Origin of the sequence: Roseibium sp. FZY0029 (genome assembly GCF_036350355.1) — a bacterium.
GTDB lineage: Bacteria > Pseudomonadota > Alphaproteobacteria > Rhizobiales > Stappiaceae > Roseibium.
Genome location: NZ_JAZDVZ010000001.1, coordinates 717846 through 732452, shown reverse-complemented (window position 1 = coordinate 732452; position 14607 = coordinate 717846). Strand labels below are relative to the sequence as shown.

Here is a 14607-nt window from a genome sequence, read left to right as displayed (position 1 = left end):
CATGAACAAAATTTATCCGGACGCAAAGGCCGCCCTTGAAGGGCTGACCTTTGACGGCATGACGGTGATGGCCGGTGGATTCGGCCTTTGCGGGATTCCGGAAAATCTGATTGTGGCGCTCCGGGATTCCGGAGCCAAGGACATCACCGCCATTTCCAACAATGCCGGTGTCGATGACTTTGGCCTCGGTCTTCTGCTGCAGACACGCCAGATCAAGAAGATGGTTTCGTCCTACGTCGGTGAAAACGCGACTTTCGAAAAGCAGTATCTGAACGGTGAGCTTGAGCTGGAGTTCAACCCGCAGGGCACATTGGCCGAGCGCATTCGTGCCGGCGGCGCAGGCATTCCGGGCTTCTACACCAAGACCGGTGTCGGCACGCTGATTGCCGAGGGCAAGGAGCACAAGGACTTCAACGGCGAGACCTACATCATGGAAACCGGCCTGGTGGCCGATGTGTCGCTGGTCAAGGCTTGGAAGGCCGACAAGGAAGGCAACCTGATCTACCGCAAGACCGCGCGCAACTTCAATCCGATGATGGCAACCGCCGGCAAGACCTGTGTGGTGGAAGTCGAGGAACTGGTCGAGATCGGCGAGCTTGATCCGGACAACATCCACACCGCCGGCATCTTCGTCGACCGCATCATCGTCGGCAGCCACGAAAAACGCATCGAAAAGCGCACCACGCGCGCAGCCTGAGGGAGATAACATCATGGCATGGACTCGTGATGACATGGCAAAGCGTGCCGCGCAGGAACTGGAAGACGGCTTCTATGTGAACCTGGGCATCGGCATTCCGACGCTTGTATCCAATTACATTCCGGAAGGTGTCCACGTGACCCTCCAGTCGGAAAACGGCATGCTGGGCATGGGCCCGTTTCCGACCGATGACGAGGTTGACGCAGACCTTATCAACGCCGGCAAGCAAACCATCACCGAACTGCCGCAGACCAGCTATTTCTCGTCTGCCGACAGCTTCGGCATGATCCGCGGCGGTCATATCGACCTGTCGATCCTGGGCGCCATGGAAGTGTCCGAAGAGGGCGATCTCGCCAACTGGATGATCCCGGGCAAGATGGTCAAGGGCATGGGCGGCGCGATGGATCTCGTTGCCGGCGTCAAGCGCGTGGTCGTGATCATGGATCACACCTCGAAAGCCGGCGATCCCAAGCTTCTGAAAGAATGCTCGCTGCCGCTCACCGGCGTGAAATGCGTTGACCGCATCATCACCAATTTCGGTGTCTTCGACGTTGTCGAAGGCGGCCTGAAGGTGGTTGAGCTCGCTCAGGACGTATCGCTGGACGAGGTCAAGGAAAAGACACAGGCAACGCTTCTGTCGTAAGGCAGGAAACAGCCAAAAGCGTTGTTAAAGGCAAAGGTGCCTGCGGTCTCGCAGGCACCTTTTTTGTGGTCGGTCGATCATTTCATATGGACTTGTTCAATAGGAGTAATTTTCTTGAACCTGCTCATGCGCAGATTGTCCCGAATTGGAACCAATTCGTAGAATTGCGGATGAAAAATCCGAATTCGTTAACAGATGCACTTGCGATTAATGCATGTAAACCAAGCATTGACAGCCCATTATCCCTTAAAAGCCGGGAAAGTCGATTTCCCGGCTAAGCAACTGGTCAGTGTTTACACGTTTTGAAGACCTGCCTTTACCCTCTTCAATCCACCTTCAAGACTTGTTCTGTATGGTCTTCAGGTAATCGCAAGGGGTGTTAGGCGTGCCTGGAACGCATGGGGCTGTCTCAAAGCTCATCAAAGTCCTGTCCACCTGGCTTCCCAGCCTGCGCACCCGTTTCGTGCTGCTGGTCGCCGGGCTGTTCCTGGCCCTTTCGGTCGTGATGATCATGGTGGCAAGCTACCTGGACCTGCGCGACGAGGAGCAAAGGGTTGTTTCCGATGCGCGGGCCATCGGGGCGACCGTCAGCCGTCTGGCTGTGCCCCATCTGACCAATCACCACTACCTGATCCTGGAACAGGAACTGGAAAGCATCGCGGGCAGCGGCGTGGTCGAACTTGCGCTGGTGCACGATCCCGCTCGCGCGGTCACGATCGACAGCGATCCGGACACGAGTTACTTCGACGAACAGGAACTGCATCCGCTGATCGAACTGTCGCTGGAAACCGGTCTTGAACAGATCCGCCAGACCGGTGACCGGATCGAAATCGCCTTGCCCGTCCGTGAGACGGCCGGCAGCCCGGTTCTCGGGGCTGCACTGGTGTCGTTGAAGCGGCTTCAAGTCAACGGCATGCTGTTCGCCATATGGAGCCGGAACATCTTCATCACTCTCGTTCTCCTGATATTCTGCATTCCGGTGACGTTTCACTTTGCGGAGAACTTCGTCCGGCCGATCAAGGCCCTGACCCAGACAGCTCACACGGTCAGTGCAGGTAATTTCGATGCGCCGTTTCCTGTGCAGCGCACCGACGAAATCGGCGTTCTGGCCCGTGCCTATCGTGACATGGTCGCTACCATCCGCAGCAATATGGCCCGCATTCACGAACTGGCTTACCTGGACCCTGTAACGCGCCTGCCCAACCGGGAAAGCTTCCGCCTGCACTTCAATTCAAACATGCAGACCGGCGACGGCACGCCCGTCCGCATGTCCGTCCTTTTTGTCGATCTCGACCGGTTCAAGCGGGTGAATGACAGTTACGGCCACGACCATGGCGACGCATTGTTGAAGGAAGTGGCGGCGCGGCTGCGGCGCCTGTTGAACAATGCAGACAAGGCTGGCGATGCAAAGCCCGCTTTCCCACCGCTTGTGGCCCGGCTTGGCGGCGACGAATTTGCAATCGTCATGCCTGCTCAAAAGCCGATGACCAATGTCTACACGCTTGCGGACGCGCTGGTGCAATGTGTCGAGCAACCGCTGGAAATCAATGGCCTGACCATGGCCGTGGGCGCGAGCATCGGTGTTTCGACCTATCCCGATGACGGCGAGGATTATACGGCCATCCTTAAGAACGCGGACATTGCAATGTATGCGGCCAAGCGGACCGGCGGCAACCGGGCGTGCTTCTTCAACGAAATCGAACGCGACTCGCGCTCTCACGAACGCATCCGCCTGGAAGCGGAACTGAAGCGGGCTCTTCTGGCGGATGAAATCACCATTGCCTTCCAGCCCAAGATCGATTGCGCAACGCTGAAGGTGGCCGGTGCCGAAGTGCTTGCCCGCTGGGATCATCCCGAGCGCGGGATGCTGACACCGGGCTGTTTCATTGACGTCGCCGAGGAAAGCGACCTTATCACCCGGCTGGGTGACAGGGTTCTGGAGCAGGCCTGCCGTCAGGGGCGGGTCTGGCTCGATCATGGCCTGCGTCTTCCGTTGGCGGTCAACGTCTCGATCCGCCAGCTTGAAAAACCGGGGTTTACGACGCGCGTGCTTGACGTTCTGGAGGTCACGGGGTTTCCGGCCAACCTGCTGCAACTGGAAGTGACGGAGACCGTTGCCATGAGAGATCCCGACCGGGTTTCGGAGGCGGCAAAACCCCTTCTGGAAGCCGGTATCACCTTTGCCATCGATGATTTCGGCACCGGCTATTCCAGCCTGGCGCATCTGCAGCGTCTGCCGTTCAACACGTTCAAGATCGACCGCAGCTTCATCAGTGGTCTCGCCGCGGACCATCACAGCCGCTCCATCGTCCAGACCATTCTGGCGATGGCCGAAAGCCTTCACTATGAAGTTGTCGCCGAAGGCGTCGAAACGGAAGAGCAGTTTCTATTCCTGTCGGAGAACGGCTGCACGACCGCGCAAGGCTTTCTGTTTGCCCGGCCGATGACGGCGGAGCATTTTGAAGCCTGGTCGAAAGCTTTTCAGCAGGGTGGAGCGCAACGCAGCCCGGCCGCCGGGGTGCACCCGGAAGACGGCAACACTTTCGCCGCCTGACGTCTTGAGCGGCAGAACTCGGCGTTTTATTCCGCGGCTTCGTTTTTCCGGCGCTCGCCAATCGGGCGGATTGCGGGAAAGTCCTTGTCGGTCAGCGTTTCCTTTGCCAGCAGCATGGCGGCCCCTTCGTCAAGCTCGCTGCGATGGCTGTTCAAAAGGTCCTTGGCACGCTGGAAGGCAGCTTCCACGCGCTCTTTGATGGCCAGATCGATTTCCCGCTGGGTTTCTTGGGAAACTTCGGCAACGTCTCCTGCTGGCTGCCCGAGAAAATTCTGACGCTGTGAGGCATAGGCACGATTGCCGAGATCGATATCCATGCCGTAGCGCATGACCATGTCGCGGGCAACTTCGGTCACCTTCTGCAGGTCGTCCGAAGCACCCGTGGAGATTTCGTTGAAAACAATCTCCTCCGCCGCCCGACCGCCCATCAGGACAGCCATGCGGTTTTCCAGATCCTTCGAGGACAGGAGGAAACGGTCTTCGGTCGGCCGCTGCATGGTGTAGCCGAGCGCACCTATGCCGCGCGGGATGATCGAGATCTTGTGTACCGGGTCGCAGCCGTCCAGATTGGCGGCTACCAGGGCATGGCCCATTTCGTGGAAGGCGACGGTTTTGCGTTCCTTTTCGGACAGGATCCGGCTGCGCTTCTCCAGCCCGGCAATCACCCGCTCCACGGCCTCGTTGAAGTCCAGAAGGGTGACGGCATCGGCCTGCCGCCGTGTTGCCAGGAGGGCGGCCTCGTTGACCAGTGTTGCAAGATCGGCTCCCGAGAAGCCTGCGGTGAGCTGCGCCACCTGGTCGAGATCGATATCGGCGGCCAGCTTGATCTTCTTCACATGCACGTCGAGGATTGCACGCCGGCCGATCTTGTCCGGCCGATCGACCAGCACCTGCCGGTCGAAACGCCCGGCGCGCAGGAGCGCAGGGTCCAGGATCTCGGGCCGGTTGGTCGCTGCCAGAAGGATAATGCCGCTGGACGGATCGAAGCCGTCGAGTTCGGTCAGGAGCTGGTTGAGGGTCTGTTCCTTCTCGTCGTTGCTGCCCATGGGACCGGCCGCACGCGCCCGGCCGAGGGCATCCAGCTCATCGATGAAGATGATGGCGGGGGCAGCCTTGCGGGCCTGCTCGAAGAGGTCGCGCACACGCGCCGCGCCGACACCGACGAACATTTCCACAAATTCGGAACCGGAGATCGAAAAGAACGGCACACCGGCCTCACCGGCCACCGCCCGGGCGAGTAGCGTCTTGCCCGTGCCCGGAGGGCCGACCAGAAGGATGCCCTTGGGCACATGCGCCCCCAAGCGGCCGTAGGAGGCCGGCTCCTTCAGAAAGTCGACGATTTCCTTCAGTTCCCGTTTGGCTTCGTCGACGCCGGCGACATTTTGAAAAGTGACCTTCACGTCCTTTTCGACGAACACCTTCGCCTTGGACTTGCCCACCGTCATCATGCCGCCGAGGCCCTGTTTCTCGGCAAAGCGGCGGATGAAGAACATCCACAGACCGAACAGAAGCAACACCGGCAGCACCCAGGACAGGAGATCGCGAATGAAGGTGTTCTGGACGACGCCGGTGTATTTCACGTCATACTTGCTGAGCTCGTCGGCGAGAGGCACCTCGACGCGGGTGGTGATGAAATACTGCTTTCCGTCCTTGAGTTCCGACTTGAACTTGCCCTCGATAAAGTTCTCCTTGATGGCGATCTCCTCGATCTTCCCATCCTTGAGATACTGTTCGAACTGGCTGTAGGGGATCTGCTCGACAGTCTTGTAGGTGGTCCACCAGCTTTGGAACATCAGCACCAGCATCATGGCGATGAAGGCGTACCAAAGGTTTATCTGGTGTTTCTTTTCCATTGAGGAATCGTCCCGGTAAATATCTGAATTATGTTGCCATTGACGCGGTTCGCCCGGAGCCTGTCAAGGCGCGACATGGCATGGCTGGTCCGGTTCAGACGACCGGCTCGACCTGCCGTCTGGAGGTTTGCGTCCGGAAGGATGAGGCGCTGGAGCGGGCGAGGTAGATCACCGGGATCAAACCGACCAGGACGATCGCCAGCGAGGGCAGGGCCGCTTCGCCGAACGCCTCGCGCGAGGCCGCCTCGAACACGGTCGTTGCCAAGGTCTCGAAATTGAAGGGGCGCAGCAGCACCGTTGCCGGCAGCTCTTTCATGCAGTCGACGAAGCTGAGCAGGGCCGCGGACAAAAGAACCGGCTTCAGGATCGGCAGATGGACCTGCGTCAGGGTCTGCCCGCTGTTGCGGCCAAGCGTGCGCGCGGCCATGTCGAGATGCGGCGTGATCCGGCCAAAGCCGCCTTCCACCTGGCCATAAGAAACGGCAAGGAAGCGGACCACATAGGCGAACACCAGGCCGGTGCCGCTGCCCAGCAACAGAAGACCGGTACTGATGCCGAACCAGGATTCCATCCGCGCGTCGAGAAAATTGTCGAAGCCTGCCAGCGGCACAAGAATGCCGATCGCCAGAACGGTGCCTGGAATGGCATAGCCGATGGAAGCGAGCCGGACGGCGACTTTCAGCGGGCCTCTGGGGTTGAGGCGCAGGGCATAGGCCAGCGCAACGGAAATGAGTACGGTGATCAACGCTGCAATGGCAGCAAGGCTCAGGCTGTTCCAGACCGCATCCAGAAATCTGCCGTCCCAGAAGCTCTCCAGCCGCCGGCTTGCAAGGTCCGCAAGCAGCAGACCCGGCACAACGAAGCCGACAAAGACCGGTGTCAGGCACAACATCAGCGCCAGTGCAGCCTGCCAACGGCCCAGTTCGAACCGCGTTGGCGGACGATGTTTGGAGCCGCCGCCACTGTCGAAGCGCTGTTTGCGCCGTCCGAACCGTTCCAGCCACAGCAGCAGGAACACCATCACCAGCATCGCCAGGGCAAGCTGGGCAGCTCCGCCAAGGCTGGATCGGTGCAGCCAGGTGTCATAGACGGAAAAGGTCAGCGTCTTCACGCCGAAGAACGTCACCGCACCGATATCGTTAAGGCACTCCATCAGTGCGAGAGAGATGCCGATGACGATGGCGGGCCGAGCCAGCGGCAGGGCAACGCGGAAAAAGAGCCCATAAGGCGACGCGCCAAGCGTGCGCGAGACATCCAGCGTCGAGGCGGACTGGATGAGGAAGCTCGCTCGGGTCGTCAGATAGACGTAAGGGTAAAGCACCGCGCCCATGACGAAGATGGCGCCGCCGAGCGAGCGGATCTCGGGAAACCAGTAGTCTCTGGAGGTCTTGAAGCCGAAAAGTGTGCGGATCAGGCTCTGCACCGGTCCCGTATAATCGAGCACTTCGACGTAGGCGAAGGCAACGATGTAGGTCGGCACGGCAAGCGGCACGAGAAGGGCCCAGTCGAGGGTCTTTCTTCCCGGGAAATTGCACATCGTCACCAGCCAGGCGGTGGCAACACCGGTAATGCCAGTGGTCAGCCCGACGCCCAGCATCAGCAGGACGGTGGTGCGCACGGAGCCCGGCAGAACCGTCGTCAGAAGATGGCTCCAGACCTCGCCCGTGGGTGCCAACGCAATCCAGACAATTGCTGCCATCGGCAACAGCACCAGCGCGGCAATCGCCAGCGATGCAATTTGCCAGAAACGGTCAGCAAGGGTGAGGGAGGGCGTGCGCAGCAAGGCCTGTCATTTCTTTGAGAATGGTTCGCAGGAAGCTCTATAGGCAATTACCGGAAAATGCAAAAGCCAGCCTTTGGTCATGTCAGCACTTTTGGAGAAACTGAGGCGCTTGAAGCGAGCGGTGCGTCAAATGTTTCGAAGCGATAAGGTGGAGGTTGGCAAGGGTCCTCGCACAACCTGCCCAAAACCAGCCTTCCCATCCTCAACAGAAAAGCGCCGCAAAATGCGGCGCCAGTCTTTCTCGTCGGTCAGAGCTCAGGAGGCCGGGCCGTCGTCGAAACCGACCTTGTCGATCAGCTCACTTGCCGTCTTGCGGTTCTTGGCAATGTCGGCCAGCGGCAGGGTGTCCTTCTTGAACTCGCCCCAGCTGGCAACGCGTTCGGAAACCGCAACACCTGGTTTGACCGGGTATTCATGGTTGGTCTCGGCGTAGATTTTCTGGGCTTCCCCGGAGGACAGGAACTCAATCAGCTTGACCGCATTGTCCTTGTGCGGAGCGTTTTTCGCCAGGATGACGCCTGCGATGTTCACGTGGCTGCCGCGGTCGTTGGTGTTAGGAAACAGGATGCGCACGCTCTCGGCCCATGTCTGCTGTTCCGGTTCCTTATCGTTGGTCTGCATCAGACCCATGTAATAGGTGTTGCCAAGCGCGATGTCGCATTCGCCTGCGTAGATGGCCTTCACCTGGGCGCGGTCGTTACCGGCCGGCTTGCGGGCAAGGTTGTCGCGAACGCCTTCCAGCCACTTTTCGGTCTCTTCCGCACCATCGTGGGCGACCATCGAGGCAACCAGCCCGACGGTGTAGACATGCTGTCCGGAACGGGTGCACAGGCGGCCCTTCCACTTCGGATCGGCCAGTTCCTCATAGGTGATGCTGTCCTGCTCGACACGCTCCTTGGAAGCATAGATCACGCGGGCGCGGTTGGTCAGGCCGATCCAGTGGCCTTCCGGATCGCGAAATTCAGCCGGTACGTTGGCGTTGACGACTTCGGATTCTACGGGCTGGGAAATGCCGAGCTGTTTGGCGCCGTCCAGGCGGCCGATGTCGACGGTCAAAAGAACGTCCGCAGGTGAGTTAGCGCCTTCCGCCGCAATGCGCTCGCCCAGGCCTTCAGCGGCAAAGACCACATTGGTCTTGATGCCGGTTTCCTTGGTAAAGGCATCCAGCAGCGGCTCGATCAGGTAAGGCTGGCGGTAGGAGTAGATGTTCACTTCCCCGTCGGCAAATGCGGGTACGGCAGAAAGGGTTGCCGAAGACAGCAGGGCGGCGCCTGCCAGGATACGGAAAGTGGAGTTCATGTAACTCTCCCGGTGAGAAGGTTCTTGTTGGCCGGATTTTGCATCCGACGCTTGCCGGGAATATGTCGCCAGACAGCTTTGAAGTCAATAAATCAAGCAAAATCAATACTTTAGAATGATTCAAAACTAACTGGAGGATTGCATTCCACTATTTTCCCGAAAACCGGTGAGAATACAGGAGTTTAAGACTCTACTTTAGGGGGGCAGAGCTGGCGAAGCCCGCCTCAGTGGCTGATCACGAACACGTTATCAGCGGGCGTGAAAAACTGTCACACCCAGGCAAATGCGCCACGCAGGAAGGCTGTGCCGTTGCTTTGCTGCCAGACGCCGTGGGCCATGACCACCTTTTCAGGCGCCCATGCCAGGATCCTGTCCCGGCAGGCGCGGGCCTTGCGGCGGTCGAAAAAACTCAGCCGCCATTCCAGGGGCGCATACCCCTTGCCTTCGACAATGCCCCAGAGGCGGGCGATCCAGCGCTGCCAGGGCTTCCAGAACCGCTCCAGAAAGCCTTGTGAAAAATGCTCGCTGAGGTCGGCCATGATAACCGTTCTGGATGGCCGGTGCAGGAATACGACTTCGTCCATCACGGGCGAGCCGGAAAAACGGACCATGTCGAAGACACCTTCAAAGGCATCGGGCACGGCTTCGTCCAGCGCCGCCTCGAAGAGAAGATCGGAGCGTTTGGAAATGGTGCTTTGAGGTCCCCAGAGCTTTGCCTGCGGCCAGGCAGCCTTCCAGTCGTGCAGAAACAGGTGATGAATCTTGTTGGGGCTGACGAGATGGGCCGGGGTGCCCAGGTCATCGATCTCTCGGCGGATCTCCGGCGTCAAAGCGATGGGGGACCAGATCCACAGTCTGCCGGAGGGCAAGCGCACGATCACGCAGCGGGTCGGATAGGCGAGACCGTAGAAGGAGACATTGCCTCCTTCCAGGATCCAGATATTGCTGTCGACTTCAATCAAGAACCGCTCCTGACGGGGCTCGGGATTATTCCGAAAGCACCCGCTGCGTCGGGAAAATGATTTCCACCAGAGTGCCCTGGTCAGGCGTGGAATCGATGTGGAAGCTGGCCCGGTTGGCCTCGACCAGCGCCTTTGTCAGCGGCAGGCCGAGCCCGGTGCCGCCACCGCGGCTGGATGTATGTAGCTGCCGGAACGGTTCAAGGGCAGCGGCCAGTTGCTTTGCGGTCATGCCCGTGCCGGTATCGCGGACACGCAGCGCCACTTCGCCGTTGCTCTCCAGAGCGGTCGACAGGATCACCTGGCCACCTGACTTGTTGTACTTGATGGCGTTGGACAAAAGGTTCAACACGATCTGGCGCAGCGAGCGCGGATCGGCCACCACATCAGGCACGGATTCCGGCAGGCTGGCGCGGATGATTACCCGCTCCCGGTTGGCCTGCGGCTGCATCAGGGCAACACATTCGTTGATGACGTCGTTCGTCGAGACAGCGGAGAACTTCAGATCCAGCTTGCCTGCCTCGATCTTGGACAGATCCAGGAGATCGTTGATCAGGCTCATGATGTGCGAGCCTGATGTGCGAATGTCCTTGAGGTAGTCCTTGTAGCGGTCGTTGCCGATCGGGCCGAAGCGCTCTTCAATCATCACTTCCGAAAAGCCGATGATGGCGTTTAATGGCGTGCGGATCTCATGGCTGATCTTGGCCAGGAAATCGGACTTCTGCGAACTTGCGTTTTCCGCCTGGCGCTTGGCCTGGGTCAGTTCCTCTTCAGCCGTCTTCCACTGGGTGATGTCTCGCAGCACAGCGCAGTATTTGACATCGTCCTTGGTGCCGCTGATCCGGCCGATGGTCATGAACAGCGGGATGAGCCCACCGGTCGGAACCTTGCCCAGCACTTCGCGGCCATCGTTTAGGATGGAGGCAACGCCGTTACGCGACAGCCCATCCAGATAATCGGCGGCGGCGCGGTGGCTTTCCGGTGCCAGGAATTCGGTCAAGGGCGCACCGATCATGTCGGACCGGTTGGCGCTGAACAGGGCTTCCGCTGAACCGTTCACCTTCAAGATGGTGCCGTTCTGATCGAGCACCAGAACGCCGTCGGTGGCCGTTTCCAGGATGGTGTCCATCTCGGCGATCTGGTTGCGCGCGCTGTCAAGTTCCGCGCGCACTTCCGCAAAGAAGTTCGGCGAGGATGGCGCTGCAGCCGCCGGTGCCGGTTTTACCTTGCGTTCGGTGATCGAAATCATAAGCCCACGGCCGCCGTTCCAGGGCACCGAATGCATATGCGCATCGACATTCAGAACACCGCCGTCGGACAGGCGCATCTTCATGGTCTCGTCGACCTCGCCGTCCATGCCTTCATCCGGCAACTCTTCCGCGTCATCGATGAACAGCGCTTCAAGACCGCCTGCTTCGGACAGGGCGGCAATCGAACGGTAGCCGAGCATCCTCAACAGCGCCTTGTTGGCGTAGAGAACCTCGCGATCGTGGGCAATGGCGATGCCGATGGGCAAGCGGTCCAGCAAGCTCGGGTCGATGGGCCCGGCTTCAGGAACGTCCGGCGGCAGGTCGTCGACCGGCTCTTCCGGATCGGGCGCGTCGAAATCTTCAAGATCGCCCTCAAGCCGTGCTCCAAGTGCCTCGGCGATCTTGCGGAAAGCCTGGCGCTCGGGCCGGGAAAGGCCTGAGGTATCCACCGGGACGACACGCGGTTTGACCGTTGCAAGCGGGATGACCTGTCCGGTCTTCTTCGGTTCGTCCGCCACTTCGGCGGCCTTGTCTTCGCTTTCGAAGGCGGCGGTTTCCTCAAAGAACTCGCGCTCGTCGGCCGCGTCATCCGTTTCGAGCGATGCGGCCACGGCTTCGATGTCCCGGTCTTCTTTCTCGACGAGATCGAAATGCGTGTCCTCAAAAGCGGGTTCTGGCTCGAACTGATCCTCGTTGCGGGGCAATGTATCTTCTTTCCCCGTTTCGAGGACTTCGTCCGTCTCGGTAAGCCGGTCGTCAGTATCGTCGGCTTCGACCGTTGCGGCCCGCATGTCGTCGTCTTCCGGCGAGGTGCCGACGTCATCTTCCTCGAAGAGGTCACGCGGTTTTTTGGCGGCCTGCTGGTAAGCCTTGGCCAGCGATTTGACGGCGCTTTCGATTTCCGCCGGCTTCAGCGCCGAAGGTCCGGTAATGCCGGTCGGCTCGGCGGCAGAAGGTTTGGGCGTCGTGATGGCTGTGCCGGCGTCGGCTGGGGCGTTCGGCTCTCCGCTTGCCTCATCACTCTCGTCACCCGCATCCGCTTCGCTTTCGTCTGTCAGATCAGCATCGACCTCGTCAGAAGCGGTAGCCTCTGTCGCGGTCTCATTGGTTTCGTCTTCCAGATCGTCAGCGTCAGGGTCGATGTCTTCGGCAGCCGCTTCCAGCGTCTCTGCTGCCTCGTCGTCCAAAGTTTCTGCGCTCAAAGTTCCGACGTCTTCAGTGAGTGCACCGAGGTCGAATGCAGTACCTGTCTCATCATCAGGTGCCTCGTCGCTCACATCAGATGCGTCTGCGGTCTCTTCAGCCGCGCCGTCTTCTTGCATTGCAGCCACACCTTCGGGTGCATCTTGCATGCCGGATTCGAGAGCCTTGAACTTGCTGTCGAGGGCTGCCCCCGGCAGATCGTCGAAATCCTCGTCAGCTTCCAGGCGGGCATCATCAGCCGCTTTGTCGCCCTGAAGAGAGGCGGTGTCTGCCTTGGCGGTCTGGTCAACCTTTGCTGGCGGTTCGGCGGTGCGCTGCGGGGTCTTGCCGGTAAACTTTGCCAGCGACCCGACCAGAGCGGCAGCGCTTGCGCCCAGAAATGTCTTGCCGGCAAAAGAGTCCGGTTTTGCCGGTTTCAACTCTGCAAGCTTCGCCGCGGCGTCAGCCGTTGCCTGCTGCTGTGCTGCGTCCGGTGCTTCACCGTCGCCGCTGGACGTCACCGTGCGTTCGTCGGCTGTTTCAGAGGCGGCGTCTTCGTCGTCCCGGCTGACTGCGGCCTCGTTGTCATCGCTATCGGCAGCAAGGTCTTCATCCATGTCCGCCACCGCGGCGGGGGCGTCGGTCTCGGCACCGGGAGTGGCGCTGGCTACGTCGTCCGTCTGGGTGTCGGCGCTGTGCGTGATGTCTTCTTCCGAGAGCTGGTCGGCTCCGGCCTCGGTCTCCTGTGAGACATCCTCATGGGCTCCGACAACGGCGAGCACTGGTCCGGCGGGCTGGTCGCCGCGCTCCGGCACCGCATCTGCAGTCCGGCAAACACCGAAGCCCCGATAGCCTTCGAACTTCCTGTTCCGGTCAAAAGCGGGCAGGGCGGCCATGTCGACCGGCACGCGCAGGGCTGCGCCGGAGACAGGCCAGTCTATGGTCTTGCCACTCCAGGTGTCACGTCGGTCGAGCGCCCGTGCAATGTGTCCGCGCGGGTCGAGGTCAAACGCGTCAGCCACCTCTTGCCAGGTCAGGCCGACAATGTCTGTCGACGACGGGCCGAGAACTTCGGCAAACTCGTCGGACAGAAAGGTGAAGCGCTGGTCGATATCCATCTTCCACGCAAAACGCACAGGCCTGCGCCGCGGCTGGAAGACGAAGCCGTCGTTATAGTCCGTCTCGTCATCATCGGCTGTATGTTCGGCTGTTGCGTCTTCAACAGCCGCGGCTTCTGGCTCAGATGCTTCCGAGCCGGCGTCCTCGCCGTCAGCATCCGCGGCGATCTCTGCCGCCGTCTCGTCGTTGCCCTCTGCAATCTCGTCAGGCGTCTCCAGAAGAGAGGCATCAAGGTCAACTTCCCCCGGCTCCATGGGGGAGATGGCGTCAGACGTGACAAGGCCGGCGGCAATCGATTGCTCGTCATCGCTCTGGCTGTCGAGGTCTTCCTCAAAGGGCTCTTCATCGGCTGACGCTGCTTCAGCCATATCCTCGGAGGCTTCAAGCTCGTCTTCGTCGGCCCGCACCCAGCCGGCATCCTCCATGGCGCTTTCGGTCGCCATGTCCTCATCTTCGTCCTCGGACGAAGCGGTAGGAGCCGCAGCGGCAGCGCCGGCGGCGGTCGCGGTTGTCTCCGGCGCATCAGTCTTTTCTGGAGCGCTGTCCCCGGCGTCCGTTTCGCCGTCTGCCAGCGGCTGGTTTTCCAGCACCACCAGCTTCTGGCGGTCAGTCATCTTCAGCACGACGCCCTCGTGAAAGGCACCTTCCAGCTCCAGCGGTCCGAACAGGGCCGTCTGGCCGTCCGGTATGTCGAGGTCTTCGGGCGTTCCTCCGAGTTCGCCGACATGGCTCTCCACCGAACCGGCGTTCGTCACGAACACGGTGGCATCGCTGCCGCGAAGCAAATGCGCAAACGCCGGCAGCGGGTCTTTCGTCATCGAAAGCCCCTTGTCGCCGCACACAATCAGGGCGGCAGCATCACCGTTTTCCAGCTCGATGCGCATGCACTGGCAAGTCAGCAGCATGACACGCAGGCCGCGGTAAAAGCGGAGCCTGTCGATGCTGAATTTGTCGGTAAGGCCGGATTCGGCAATGCGCGCGATATGCGGACGGGCCGGCGAGCGCTCAAGCGATGTCAGGCTGGCCAGATCGGAAACGGTCTGCGCGGAAAAGAAAGCCGCGCCGGCAGCATTCGCCCATAGAATGCGCGCTCCGTCCGCCGACCAGAGCCAGGCTGCCCTTTTGTCGTCGACAAGCTGAACCAGATCATCCATGGCGGTCAGTTCCAGGAATGATAGGGTCTGTTCGTCCATGGCTCTGCTCCAAACTGGTCCGCATTTCCGGTTGACGGATGCGTGGCGGCCGGGTTTGCCTAAAGTGGTAAACAC

8 protein-coding genes are annotated in these 14607 nt (G+C 60.3%); 3 read left to right on the top strand and 5 right to left on the bottom strand.

The features are described from left to right. The first annotated feature begins 1 nt into the window (after nucleotide 1). The 3 genes from V1T76_RS03340 (at nucleotide 2) to V1T76_RS03330 (ending at nucleotide 3894) form a co-directional block, all read left to right on the top strand. On the top strand, nucleotides 2-697 hold the full coding sequence (locus V1T76_RS03340) for a CoA transferase subunit A (RefSeq protein ID WP_330559188.1): 696 nt from the start codon (nucleotides 2-4) through the stop codon (nucleotides 695-697). Nucleotides 698-710: 13 nt separating this feature from the next. After that, a complete protein-coding gene (locus tag V1T76_RS03335; RefSeq protein WP_330559187.1) occupies nucleotides 711-1340 on the top strand; it encodes a CoA transferase subunit B in 630 nt (209 codons plus the stop codon). Between the two features lie 385 nt (nucleotides 1341-1725). Beyond that, a complete protein-coding gene (locus V1T76_RS03330) occupies nucleotides 1726-3894 on the top strand; it encodes a putative bifunctional diguanylate cyclase/phosphodiesterase (protein WP_330559186.1) in 2169 nt (722 codons plus the stop codon). A gap of 26 nt (nucleotides 3895-3920) precedes the next feature. Here V1T76_RS03330 and ftsH read toward each other — a convergent pair whose 3' ends face one another. From ftsH to V1T76_RS03305, 5 genes are all read right to left on the bottom strand, one after another. Continuing rightward, the gene (gene ftsH / locus V1T76_RS03325; RefSeq protein WP_330559185.1) at nucleotides 3921-5747 is read right to left on the bottom strand and encodes an ATP-dependent zinc metalloprotease FtsH; all 1827 of its coding nucleotides are present in this window, start codon (nucleotides 5745-5747) and stop codon (nucleotides 3921-3923) included. A 94-nt stretch (nucleotides 5748-5841) separates the two neighbouring features. Then, nucleotides 5842-7530, bottom strand: a complete 1689-nt coding sequence (locus tag V1T76_RS03320) for an ABC transporter permease (protein WP_330559184.1) — start codon at nucleotides 7528-7530, stop codon at nucleotides 5842-5844. A gap of 255 nt (nucleotides 7531-7785) precedes the next feature. Continuing rightward, nucleotides 7786-8829: a Fe(3+) ABC transporter substrate-binding protein gene (locus V1T76_RS03315; RefSeq protein ID WP_330559183.1), complete on the bottom strand. Its 1044-nt coding sequence runs from the start codon at nucleotides 8827-8829 to the stop codon at nucleotides 7786-7788. A 269-nt stretch (nucleotides 8830-9098) separates the two neighbouring features. After that, the gene (locus V1T76_RS03310) at nucleotides 9099-9791 is read right to left on the bottom strand and encodes a DUF4336 domain-containing protein (RefSeq protein WP_330559182.1); all 693 of its coding nucleotides are present in this window, start codon (nucleotides 9789-9791) and stop codon (nucleotides 9099-9101) included. Nucleotides 9792-9816: 25 nt separating this feature from the next. After that, nucleotides 9817-14532: an ATP-binding protein gene (locus tag V1T76_RS03305; RefSeq protein ID WP_330559181.1), complete on the bottom strand. Its 4716-nt coding sequence runs from the start codon at nucleotides 14530-14532 to the stop codon at nucleotides 9817-9819. Between the last annotated feature and the right edge of the window lie 75 nt (nucleotides 14533-14607).

Coding starts and splice junctions, on each gene's coding strand:
- V1T76_RS03340 (WP_330559188.1), top strand. CDS start 2: ATGAACAAAATTTATCCGGACGCAAAGGCCGCCCTTGAAGGGCTGACC.
- V1T76_RS03335 (WP_330559187.1), top strand. CDS start 711: ATGGCATGGACTCGTGATGACATGGCAAAGCGTGCCGCGCAGGAACTG.
- ftsH (WP_330559185.1), bottom strand. CDS start 5,747: ATGGAAAAGAAACACCAGATAAACCTTTGGTACGCCTTCATCGCCATG.
- V1T76_RS03315 (WP_330559183.1), bottom strand. CDS start 8,829: ATGAACTCCACTTTCCGTATCCTGGCAGGCGCCGCCCTGCTGTCTTCG.
- V1T76_RS03305 (WP_330559181.1), bottom strand. CDS start 14,532: ATGGACGAACAGACCCTATCATTCCTGGAACTGACCGCCATGGATGAT.